The organism is Calidifontibacillus erzurumensis (assembly GCF_013303125.1).
Taxonomy (GTDB): domain Bacteria; phylum Bacillota; class Bacilli; order Bacillales; family Bacillaceae_J; genus Calidifontibacillus; species Calidifontibacillus erzurumensis.
The window spans coordinates 79,851-91,689 of the sequence record NZ_JABTTE010000015.1; the positions used below are offsets into that span (position 1 = coordinate 79,851).

The following is an 11,839-nucleotide window of genomic DNA, read 5'->3' on the forward strand; positions in this document are numbered from 1 at the left end:
GGAACAGTGGGGTTGAACAAAAATATGGAATGGAAAGGGATTGAAATGCTAAAAATAATATCCTTTTTTATTGCAGTATTTGTTACACAGTTAATTGCAATCATTATGTGGGGAGAACATGTTTGGTTATATAAGTTTGCTCACGGTGGAGTTGGTGGTTCCCCTGTAGACCAAATTCAACCAATATTTTGGTTAATTTTGATTATAGAAGCCATTTTATTTGGATTATTAATCGCAAGTTTTAATAGAAAAACGAATAAGTAATCTAACGGGGGCTTTAATTAAAGAAAGTAGACACCGAACTTTTGATTCCAAGCTCGTTTAAATTTGTTTTTCTCTTAAATAGTGATCCATAAATTAGGTGCGGTTTTTTAAAATTACTACCTAGAAATGTTTAATCTACATTTCTAGGTAGTTTTTAGCTTTTATAGATTTTAAATATTATATATTTCCTAGCAAATTTACTCCACTTCCTTAAATTTTATTGACGATAAGATGTCCTGTCGTTGCATTTATTCCAAAAATTCGTTGTTTTGTTTCAATTTGTCCCAGTCTATATTCTAATACTTCATCGTTTTCATTTTCATCGTACTTTCTAGACCACTGCAAAAAGGCACCGATTTCTTTTAAGGCAGGTAGGACGTTCTCGAATGGTTGAATTGATGGATCTTCATAGGATTGAAGAAGCTCTAAGTCAATACGAGGGGACCATAATAGATCGATACATCCTGTCGTTTTGTTTACCCCAACGTAAAAATGTTCTCCTTCTATTTGTAAGCCTTGAGCTGTGTGAAGTGGGAAAGTGAAAAATGCCCGATTTGCTTTATTGAAGGATGGTTCCTCGATTTGTAATTGTAAATAAGGGACATACTCTTCAAAATACGTTGCAATAAATGTGCAAGCAATGTCTCGACAAGCTTCAAATGAAAGATGAAGGTCTCCAGTACGATCTTTAAACCACGTGAATTCCTTTAAATTTCCGGAATGCTTATCAATTTTTGCTTTTACTGTATCTTCCAAACGTTCGAGAAGGAAGCTTTCCATTGTTTTATCTTTCGGAGCAGGCCAATTTTTTTCCCGCCAGACAATGCCGAGTGTGTTTTCATCGATTTCGACTTCTCTTAGCTTTATCATACAATCCGATATACCGATCATTTCTTCTATAGTTATTCGTTTTTCAACTACAGGAATGTCTGGAAAAGGGATGAATGTCCCTGGCTCTTCCGGTTCATGTTCAAAGAAAGGCTCTCCATTTACGGCATTGAATGATTGATAAAGAATCGGACTTTCATAAACCGGGTACAAGCCAGACTGTGGCACAGAATAAAGGTCACTTAATAAATACTTCATAGATAGTTTCCATGGTGCTTTAGATAATTGTTGTAAAATAGCCTCTTTACTAGCAAGCTGTGCTGGGAATGTCGGTGGTGTTTTTGTATAGCCATCGTACCTAAAGTCAATGATTTCACCATATTTGGAAACGATGATTTTGGTGGTATAGCTATCAAGAGGATAGCCTTCTACATATTGTTTATAGAAAAATTTTGTATCTTTCTCATTTTCAATAACAGTAGATAACGTTAAATAATTGAGTGCTTCAGGGTATTGCGATGTTAGAAATTGTTCTGCAATAGCTCGCTGTTGCTCTGTTGTTACGAGTGTTCCATCAGTTGAAGGCGGTCTAGTTAACTCGATTAATTTTCCGTTTTTGTCAAGTGTCACTTCAATTCCATTGTCTAAATCGTCTTTTGACTTTGACCACATAAATTTAGCTTGTCCATTTGAATAATCTTCAACAAGTAATTGATAGTTTTGAGGAATGGATACAAAATTTAACGCTAATTTTGCCAGTTGTTCTTTTAACATATGTATCACTTCTTTCTTATTGATTAGTCTGTTTACAGTTGCTCCAGCTGCTATTTTGAAAATTTTATAGGGAAATAAGATATTTTACAAATATATATTGGAATTTTATGGTAAATATATTATATCATAATGTCAGGACCATTTTTAAGGAGATCATTTTATGAAAATTAAAAAATAATAGTAATTATTTTATTGTTAATTGTGGTGCAAAACAGGATTTTTTCCATCAAAGTATAGATAAGAGAGTTCCCAGAAGCAAGCAGAAGAAAAAGTGAAAGATCATTTAATAAATCAAGGATATGAAGAAGAGAATATAAGATTAATCCGTTCAACACAAGTCCCGAAGGCACGAAAAACATTTTCTGTTTATGTTACTTTTGATAACGGTATTCACCGTTATATTGTAAAGGATTATGGTGAGCCTACGATTACTAAGCGGGAAAGAGAATAAAAATGTTCTTATGAAGATAGAGCTTGTTTACAATAAGGGAAAGCTTCTTGTTCCGGAAAAGGCCAATTATCTTTAAAAATCATTTTGTGTCTTTATGGTACCATTGGTGAGGAGAGGGGATTCTATTGAGTATTAAAAAGCAGTATTACCTTATTATGACGCCCTTAGTGATAATTGGTATTTATCTAACATATAAAATTCCAGCAACTATGCCTTATGTTATTTTAATTCTATTGTTTGTTTTATATTATTTTGGATGGAAGGATGTTAGAACAAAGCTGGAAAAAGCAAAAGGAGAAGAAGAAATTAGACGGGTTCTTGTTCCTTTTATTCTGCAAACAATTTTTGTAGTTTTAGGCATTATATCTTTCTTTGTGAATGTTTTTACTTAAATTAATAGGAGCAAAGAACTCTTGATACTATACAAGTTTAAATGAATTCCAACAAAGTGAAACGAAAAGAAGCTGTTTTCAAGTACGTATAATCTACAACTTGGAACAGCTTTTTTATTTTTAATTTATATTTACACTAATTATTATGTTATATTATATAACATATAATGTTATTTTAAGTAACGTATAATTTGATAGAGTTGGATTTAGGGATTATACACAATTCAATCTTGTTGAAATATATATAAAGAGGTGGGCGGTAATGGAAAATACTTTAGATAAGAATATAAATGTTTCGGTTTTAATGAATGAATTAAAAAAAGAAAATCACCAAATGCAAGAGGTCATGAAGAAACTTCAAAATATCTCAATGAAGTCTAATATATTAGCTCTCAATGCGGGAATCGAGGCAGCCCGTGCGGGGGAGGCTGGACGTGGATTCTCTGTCGTAGCAAAAGAAATTAAGAAATTTGCTGAAGAGAGTTTGAATGCAAGTAAAGAGAGTGAAAGTTTGATTAGAAGTATCCAAAATAAAGCTAATCAAGTCGTTGCAGTCAGAACAGTTGAGGTCGCTTTTGATACCATTGATAAAATTGACCGCAACTTATTTGAGCGAAATTGTGATGTTCAGGCTTGGGCAACCTTTAATTCTATTAAACAATGTCTTTTGGATCCTACTGTGGAATCTAAGAAAAATGCCCAAGCAACACTGAAAAAGCTTCATGAAATTTACGAAGTTTATTTTGATATATTTGTTGTAGATCTGTCAGGTGAAATTATTGCTGCTGCTCAAAATCAAAACCAAGTAGGTAAAAATATGGCTGATAGAGAATGGTTCCAAAAAGTTATTCAAAACAAAGGGACCTTTGTAACAGATATGTATTATTCTTCTTCTGTTGGTGGTTATACAATGGGTTTTTCGAGTCCTGTTCATAATGATTTGGGAGAAGTAATTGGAGTAATCACAACTAGATTTAATTGGGAATATATTTATGACATTATTGAACGTGTAAAAATTGATGAAAAAAGCCAGCTTTATGTAATTAATTCAGAAGGTTATATCATTGCATCGAAGGATCGCACTGGTATTTTGGAAAAAAGACTTTCTAAAATGCCAGGGGTAAAAAATATTTTAACCGGGAAGGAAAAGCGGGGCTATAAGATTGAGAATGATCAAATTTATGCGTATTGTCTCACGGAAGGTTACAATGCTTATAGAGGAAAAGGATGGTCTGTTATAGTTGTAGAATCACTTGCTTAGGATGATTCATTAATATTGTTGCATCTATTTAATTTTGCTATTAAAAAATATAAAATATTATTTCCTAAGGGAATCAAGGGGACAACTCAATCCCTTGCTCCCTTCTAATTTTGCATAAGAAATACTGATCATTGAGGTATATCTCTTTCAAAAGTATACATAGTACATGTTAAAACCTCATTAAAATATGTGATATCTATACACAGCACAAGTAGAGCGGTGTTTTTCCCTTTTACCAAAAGAAAATACGTTGATTTCGCGCATACCTAATGAGGAATGTAGGGTCCATTCATACGAATCCGTCAAGTTCAGATTCACACGTACGCATGTCTGAATTGACGAAACCGTATAGTTATTTGTATGGTTAATTCATCTGCCAGATTAAATCCCGCTATCTAATTTCGAAAAATCTCTCCATTCGCAGGCACAAAAATTTTGTCTTCTAATTGGTTTTGTCTGGTAAAACTCCGCAGGATGGAAGAAGAGGGAATTATTGAGCAATATACCATTGCAGTGAACGAATTAAAGCTTGGGAAGAGTATTCAAGCGTATATAATGATTTTTCTAAAATCAAATCAACACACTGCATTTCAAAAGTATATAAAAGAAAATCCGGATATAACGGAAGCTCACCGCATAAGTGGTGAAGGATGCTATATGATTAAAGCGAGCGTTTCTGATCAGGTTGCATTAAATCATTTGCTTGATGAGATCCTTAAATTTGCTAACTACAGAGTTAATCTATCAATTGGAAAAATAAAATAATCTTTGTATAAACGTGTAATAAAAATACTGCACAAGTCAGTGTGGCGTCCATTGAAAGATCAGATTAATAGATTTGTAGATTTGAATAAATAATGTGGTTGTAATAGTTCCCACTAAAAGACAGTTGTTGAGATTGAGCAGATCGGTAATTTATGTAATGATGTACTGTAGCAATAATAAAATAAATCAAAGGATGAGAAACAATGAAGAAGTTTGAAATTGCTGTTATCCCTGGGGATGGTATAGGTCGGGAAGTAGTACCTGCTGCTTTAAAGGTGTTAGATACCCTTTGCGAAGTACATGGAGGTTTGCGTTTTGAAACAACTCAGTTTGATTGGAGTTGTGAATATTATCTTGAACATGGTGAGATGATGCCTGAAGAGGGTTTGCAAACTCTCGCAAATTTCAATGCGATTTTTTTAGGTGCCGTTGGCAACCCGAAGCTTGTACCTGATCACATTTCGCTATGGGGGCTGCTTGTCAAAATAAGAAGAGAATTTGAACAAGTGATAAATATTCGGCCGGCAAAGCTGATAAAGGGAGTAAAATCACCTTTGGCTAACCCGAAAGATTTTGACTTGATCGTGGTACGTGAAAATAGTGAAGGGGAATATAGTGAAATTGGCGGACGAATTCACCGTGGGGAAGATGAAATTACCGTTCAAAACGCTATATTTACTAGAAAAGGTACAGAACGGGCAATGAGGTATGCATTTGAATTGGCAAAGAAAAGAAGAGGTCGTGTAACAAGCGCTACAAAATCAAATGGAATTTTCCATTCGATGCCGTTCTGGGACGAGGTCTTTAATGATGTAAAAAAAGATTATCCTACTATTGAAACAGAATCTATTCACATTGATGCATTGGCGGCATTTTTTGTGAACCGTCCACACATGTTTGATGTAATTGTTGCAAGTAATTTATTTGGTGATATTTTAACTGACTTAGGAGCTGCGATTATGGGAAGTATCGGAATTGCGCCTGCTGCCAACATAAATATTAATGGGAAATATCCTTCCATGTTTGAACCTGTACATGGATCAGCTCCTGATATCGTTGGGAAAGGCATAGCGAATCCAATCGGTCAAATTTGGACAGCTAAAATGATGCTCGATCATTTTGGCGAGAATGAGCTTGGCACCAAATTACTAGACATTGTTGAACAAGTTACGGAAGCTGGTATTGTCACACCTGATATTGGCGGAACGGCCACTACAAATGAAGTAACAGAAGAGATTTGTAAAAGAATTAAACAGTTATAATTTTGTATACACAATAACTGATTTGTTTCTGTAACCGTTGAATTTTTGTACCTAATTGGATTTAAAAGGAAGTCAATAAAATTTTTTCCAATATGGGGATGTGAACTATCACGACAAAGAAGAAAGGATTTAGAGTTCTTCAAAAAATCAAATTAATTAGATAAAAACATCGAACAATATTGTACAAGCGTATCCAGCATGGGTACGCTTTTATTTTTTTTCAGGCGAAAAATACATAGTATTGGAGAATCGAATACAGAGAATTGCAACTTGACACGGAGCCTCTCAGGTCTATTCCCAAGCCAGAAAGCGAGTATAAAGGACTAGCTTCACCATCCAAGGCTATCATGCCCGCCACTCCATGTAAAGTTGCTACAGAGCAACTGCACTGCAAAACTATGTATTTTTATGGTTCTTACGGACTTTTGGTGATCACTCAAAATATGTTCGTTAAGAGAAACAACGAATGGTATTCACCGACAATTTTGTCTCAAAACATATGCAAAAGGCGAACTATTATTTAAAAACATTAATTGAAAATTCAATGTTTCACCATATATACGTAAGAACCATTTTTATTTTGCAAAATACACGCTTTTGCTGTTTAGATGTCATCTACGGGATGTAAGTCCCGCTGTGTAGAAAGAAGTAACAAACAAAAGGGTGCTGTGATGACGAGGTATCTGGAGAAAGCAAGGAACAAACTTATTATCTTTTAGAACACAATTTTCGTATATGGCTAGATGAATTTACAACACTAAATAAAGTCATTTCTATCGATGGGATACAGAGTAAAAATTAGGTAGATGGAAGGAAAGATTACATACTTATTCAGGGGTATTTGACGGATACATCGACTTAGCGATTAATAGCTAGTCTATCAGAGGTTAGCAGATATCACGTTGGTCTAGAACAACTTAGGTTTTGGAAAATTCTGTTAGAAAACCCAATGGTTGAAAAGTCTATAGGCTCGTTATGAGATGTGCCAAAAGAGGGCACTAAATACCCACTTTTGAAAAAGTTAGGCTCTTGTGTCTAATATCTTAACTGAGACGCCGTATACGGAGCCATACGTAGGTGTAGGATGTTTCAACGATGAAAAAAGTTACATTATTTACTTTCTATATAAATAAATATAAATAACTTTATAAAATTTTTTATATTAATTTGTTTCATATATTCCACCCGATAGCATAATGTTTTTACTGTATGACATTTTTACTACATTACATTTAAATTTTGGAGGAAGAAGGATGGGAAATAGTCGAGGGATAATACGTAAAGGCTTCATTCTTTTACTGTATTTTATAACTGTTTTTACCCTATTTCTAAGTGTACCGAATGGGAGTGCGGAGAAAAAGGGTGATATTAAAGCCTTGGTTATATATACAACTAGGGATGGGGAAATCAATGAGTACCTAAAGTTTTTGGATATGTTAATTAGTCACTTTACGAATGAAGTCACTTTTATTAGCAGCGAGAAAGTGGAGAAAAAGGATTTACTAAATGTTACTCATCTGTTCTATTACGGTCAAGTCAATGTTCAACTTCCATCCAAGTTTAATACATTATTTGATGATTATGACGGCACCTTTGTAGCAATTGGTTACAATTTAGAAAAGCTTGGTAATAAATTTTCATTTATTACTCCATTGCACGAAAGAGAAATTAATGAAGTTTATTTAACAAGTAACAAAGATGATGTATTAGATGTAATAAGCCAAAGGATCATTGAAATTGATGTGGCTGAAGATACTGAAATATTGTTAGAGGGAAAAAGAACAAGAGATGCGGCCACATATCCTGTCTTGGTTAAGAAAGAAAATCAATATTATTATGCCGTAAACACCATATCCTCAAAAAAATCCATCTTATTCGGAGAAGTGCTTCATGACATTTTTAACGTTCATCATGATACCAAACACCCAGCATATATCCGACTCGAAGATGTCCACCCACTAGTAGATCCCAATAATTTGAAGCAAATTGGTGAAATTTTAAAGGAAAAAAATATTCCGTATATGGTGGCTGTTATTCCAGTTTATACAAATCCTGAAACCGGTGAAAAACATCATTTTTCAAATTCTCCAAAGCTGTTAAAAGTGCTGAAAGAAATGCAAAGAAATGGGGGAAGTATTGTCCTCCATGGCTATACTCATCAGTTTAGGGATAGTGAGACAGGGGAAGGCTTTGAATTTTGGGATGTTGAACATAATACTCCAATTTATGCTCTTCCTAATGAACCATTCACCTTACTAAAAGAAAGCGACTTTGACACAAAAGCAGAATATGAAAGCTACATCGACAATTTGAAACAATTTGAAAGAGATTATATTGAGACAAAATTAACAAGAGGTATTCAAGAATTGGTTACTTACGGACTATATCCTTTGGCTTTCGAAGCACCACATTATACAATGTCACAAAATGGTTACACAGTAGTTTCGGAGTATTTTTCCACGTATGTTGGGCATATTCAAATAAGTGATAGGGATTGGAAAGTGATGGATACGACCCCATATATCACTTCGCCTTCATTCTTAAATGGTATGCAATTACTTCCAGAAACACTTGGATACGTAAAACCGGATGATTCTGAAGCAGTTCAAAATATGATGAAAGAGGCTAAAAGATTTCAATTAACTAAAGATGGAATGTTGGCTGCCTTTTATCACCCATATTTGGGAGTCGAAGGCTTTAAGGAGTTAATAGAAGAGATGGAGAGACTTCCAAATATTTCATGGATTGATTTAAAACAAATGGATTTATGGGTAAAAGCAGATAATGTTGAGATTTACACTGAAAATGGAGAAATCAAAGCAGATATTGACCATATTTGTTTTTTGCAGGTGAAAAATACATAGTATTGCAGAATCGAATACAGAGAATTGCAACTTGACACGGAGCCTCTGCGGGCATGATTTCTAAGCCAGGAAGCCAGTATTATCAAGGACTGGCTTCACCATAAAAGGCTATCATGCCCGCTACTCCGTGTAAAGTTACTACAGAGCAACTGCACTGCAAAACTATGTATTTTTATTTTGCAATATACACCATATTGGCTTACTGCTATCATCTTTGGACTTCCCTTTATATCATATTAATAAAATCGTTGAAATGATTGTATGGGGGATGGTGTATATGGGAGGATTGGCGATTATAGCGTTTATTGCATTTACCATTTTTCTCACTAGTAGAAAAACTAAAATGGAAGGGTGATATCATGGCAGACCTATTTTTATATCTTTCGCTCTTCTTAATTTGGTTCATGTTGTTTTATCATGTGTTTCTTATGCTGGGAGGATTTTTACACTCAATAAAATATGAGAGATTCAAAGAAAAACTGACACAATCTATAGATGAATTTCCGAAAGTTAGTATTCTAATTCCAGCACATAATGAGGAAATTGTCATTGAGGAAACAATTAAATCAATGGTTAGGCTAAATTATCCAAAAGATAAGTTGGAAGTTATAGTTATAAACGATAATTCAAGCGACCTTACGGGGGTAATTATTGATGACTATTCTAAACAATATCCTTTTATAAAGGCTGTCCATACAAAGCCCCCAAATGCCGGAAAAGGGAAATCGGGGGCATTAAATCAGGGGCCATCGTAGGGAAATTCCGGGTTGTAAATGCTAACCAAAACTTACTTACAAGGTTAATTAATATTGAAACATTAACTTTCCAATGGCTGGCTCAGGCTGGACGGTGGTTTTGGTTTAAGATGACTACGATTCCAGGTACAAACTTTGCTATTCGCAGATCTATTCTGGAGAAGCTTGGAGGTTGGGATGAAAACGCCCTTTCTGAAGATACGGAATTAAGCATACGTGTATATAATCTTGGTTATTATATTCACTTTTTCCCAGCAGCGATCAGTTGGGAACAAGAGCCTGAAAACTTGAAGGTATGGTGGAAACAAAGAACGAGGTGGGCACGGGGAAATCAATATGTGATATTTAAATATTTATTCAACCTAAATCAATTGAAAAATAAAAAAGTTTTTATCGATTTGTTTTATCTCTTATTTACTTACCTTTTATTTTTCAGTGGCGTTCTACTTTCACATATCATTTTTATAGTTAATGCAGTAGGCGGAATAAAACTGTCAATTGGGATTGTAATATTTTTATTATTAATTACTGGCTTTCTCCTATTTGTTTCAGAAGCATGTTTAGCATTATCTATGGAGAGAAACCAGCTTACAATCAAAAACTTTTGGACTGTCGTAATAATGTATTTTATTTATTCTCAAATGTGGTTTTTTCTCGTAGTTTACTCATTATTTTTAGAAACAAAGCGTGTTTTATTAAAGCAGGAAGTTAAATGGTATAAAACACAGCGATTTAAGAGAATCGAAAAACAAAACCATTCTATATAGCAAGGGAAAAATTAAAAATTCCTCATGAACATAAAAATGATCTGTATCCTAAATCAACTAATTATTGGCTCCTACTTATGTTTTCATTTAAATAATACGAGGTGTAAAAATATATGTTAAAAAGTGAGTTGATGATTTGTGTAATACTCGCTGTACTTCTTTTATTGATATTTTTCTTAGGGAAAGCATTTTCTTCAATTAAGAGAGAAGATCAAATAAAAACTTCTGATATGGAAACTCCGGTAGTGATAAAAAATTTACCTAATTTCCCACGGAATATAGAGGAAAATAAAAAAAGATCACCGTTTAGATATTCTAGTGATGAATTTCAAGCGGGTATGAATGTAATCATTTACGGTCATCCCGATACACTTGAATCTAGAAATGTATTTGAACATTTACGAAGTTTAGGTATCAACAGTGTTGCAATAAATTTTCCCTTTTATCAATCAGATTGGAAAGCCAATGAGGTAATTACTAGTCCAATCTATACACCGACCATTGAAGAATTACAAGCAGTCATAGAAGAGGCACATCACATAGGGCTTAGTGTAATGATTAGACCTATTATGGATGAGCAAGCATTCTTACCCTCTAATATGTGGAGAGGGCAAATTAAACCGAAGGATCCAAATGCTTGGTTTGATAGCTATGAAAAGTTGATACTCACTTATGCTATGTTGGCACAATCGACCAACGCAAAATCGCTTAATATTGGTACTGAATTGAATTCTATGCAAAATCAATATCAGAATCGATGGATGAAACTTATAGAAAAGGTGCGCCAAGTATACAAAGGGGAGTTGGTGTATTCATTTAACTTTGACACGGTCCATGAAATTCATTCCATTGAGTTTGTAAAGTTGCTCGATTATATAGGAATTGATGCATATTTTCCTTTGGAATTGCCGGATTATGCTACAACGGAAATGTTGGAAAAGGAATGGATGAGACAGATTAAACAAATGAAAGAAACATTGTGGCAAAAGCCCATTCTTGTAACAGAAGCAGGAATTATTCCAGTTGCTGGTGCTTACCGAACTCCTTATTCAGGGAGTTTACCTAATCAAAGGTATGATCCACAAGCGCAAGTGAACTATTATGAGGCAACTTATAATGTATGGAAGCCAAGAGTTCAAGGTATTTATTGGTGGGGTGTCTTGGTCGGTCAAGATCCAAATGAAATTAGCTTCTCCCCGTTAAACATGCCAACGGAAAAGGTGATTAAGAAACAGTTTCTAAAAGGCTTCTCAAATGAATAAAGAAGTAGTTTGTGAGTTTGAAACCAATACAACTTCCACTTTTGGAAAATTTGAGGTCCAGCTGTACATTTCCAACCCTTTAATAAACAATTGTGGCGACAATTTTAAGCACTGGAGTGAATATCGGCATTAGAACAAACTAGGAAAAATTATGGTATAAGGGAGACGAACCGTATCATAAATAGATGCGGTTT

General features: G+C 34.3%; 9 protein-coding genes and 1 pseudogene. 9 read left to right on the plus strand and 1 reads right to left on the minus strand.

Going from position 1 to position 11,839, the window contains the following annotated elements:
• Window positions 1-24 precede the first annotated feature (24 nt).
• On the plus strand, window positions 25-264 hold the full coding sequence (locus tag HR057_RS11570; protein ID WP_173731597.1) for a hypothetical protein: 240 nt from the start codon (window positions 25-27) through the stop codon (window positions 262-264).
• A gap of 210 nt (window positions 265-474) precedes the next feature.
• On the opposite strand, the gene HR057_RS11575 is transcribed toward HR057_RS11570, so the two are convergent.
• A complete protein-coding gene (locus HR057_RS11575) occupies window positions 475-1,866 on the minus strand; it encodes a YcdB/YcdC domain-containing protein (protein WP_173731598.1) in 1,392 nt (463 codons plus the stop codon).
• Window positions 1,867-2,137: 271 nt separating this feature from the next.
• Here HR057_RS11575 and HR057_RS11580 point away from each other — a divergent pair, with 271 nt between their 5' ends.
• The 8 genes and pseudogenes from HR057_RS11580 (at window position 2,138) to HR057_RS11615 (ending at window position 11,645) form a co-directional block, all read left to right on the plus strand.
• Window positions 2,138-2,317 (plus strand): hypothetical protein, encoded by a 180-nt coding sequence (locus HR057_RS11580; protein ID WP_173731599.1) that lies wholly within the window; start codon window positions 2,138-2,140, stop codon window positions 2,315-2,317.
• Window positions 2,318-2,442: 125 nt separating this feature from the next.
• The gene (locus tag HR057_RS11585) at window positions 2,443-2,709 is read left to right on the plus strand and encodes a hypothetical protein (RefSeq protein WP_173731600.1); all 267 of its coding nucleotides are present in this window, start codon (window positions 2,443-2,445) and stop codon (window positions 2,707-2,709) included.
• Window positions 2,710-2,971: 262 nt separating this feature from the next.
• Window positions 2,972-3,970: a methyl-accepting chemotaxis protein gene (locus tag HR057_RS11590; protein WP_173731601.1), complete on the plus strand. Its 999-nt coding sequence runs from the start codon at window positions 2,972-2,974 to the stop codon at window positions 3,968-3,970.
• A gap of 435 nt (window positions 3,971-4,405) precedes the next feature.
• On the plus strand, window positions 4,406-4,735 hold the full coding sequence (locus HR057_RS11595; protein WP_173731602.1) for an Lrp/AsnC family transcriptional regulator: 330 nt from the start codon (window positions 4,406-4,408) through the stop codon (window positions 4,733-4,735).
• 203 nt (window positions 4,736-4,938) lie between these two features.
• Window positions 4,939-5,997, plus strand: coding sequence for a tartrate dehydrogenase (locus tag HR057_RS11600; protein WP_173731603.1), 1,059 nt, complete (start codon window positions 4,939-4,941; stop codon window positions 5,995-5,997).
• A gap of 1,253 nt (window positions 5,998-7,250) precedes the next feature.
• Window positions 7,251-8,861 carry a DUF2334 domain-containing protein gene (locus tag HR057_RS11605; RefSeq protein WP_173731604.1) on the plus strand — a complete coding sequence of 537 codons (1,611 nt, stop codon included), beginning with the start codon at window positions 7,251-7,253 and terminating at the stop codon, window positions 8,859-8,861.
• 359 nt (window positions 8,862-9,220) lie between these two features.
• Window positions 9,221-10,383: pseudogene (locus tag HR057_RS11610) on the plus strand (glycosyltransferase).
• A gap of 113 nt (window positions 10,384-10,496) precedes the next feature.
• On the plus strand, window positions 10,497-11,645 hold the full coding sequence (locus HR057_RS11615) for a glycoside hydrolase family 113 (RefSeq protein WP_173731605.1): 1,149 nt from the start codon (window positions 10,497-10,499) through the stop codon (window positions 11,643-11,645).
• The last annotated feature ends 194 nt before the right edge of the window (window positions 11,646-11,839 follow it).

What these genes read in the sequence shown, in the direction of transcription:
- HR057_RS11570 (WP_173731597.1), top strand. Translation starts at nt 25, where the DNA reads ATGGAATGGAAAGGGATTGAAATGCTAAAAATAATATCCTTTTTTATT.
- HR057_RS11575 (WP_173731598.1), bottom strand. Translation starts at nt 1,866, where the DNA reads ATGTTAAAAGAACAACTGGCAAAATTAGCGTTAAATTTTGTATCCATT.
- HR057_RS11590 (WP_173731601.1), top strand. Translation starts at nt 2,972, where the DNA reads ATGGAAAATACTTTAGATAAGAATATAAATGTTTCGGTTTTAATGAAT.
- HR057_RS11600 (WP_173731603.1), top strand. Translation starts at nt 4,939, where the DNA reads ATGAAGAAGTTTGAAATTGCTGTTATCCCTGGGGATGGTATAGGTCGG.
- HR057_RS11605 (WP_173731604.1), top strand. Translation starts at nt 7,251, where the DNA reads ATGGGAAATAGTCGAGGGATAATACGTAAAGGCTTCATTCTTTTACTG.
- HR057_RS11615 (WP_173731605.1), top strand. Translation starts at nt 10,497, where the DNA reads ATGTTAAAAAGTGAGTTGATGATTTGTGTAATACTCGCTGTACTTCTT.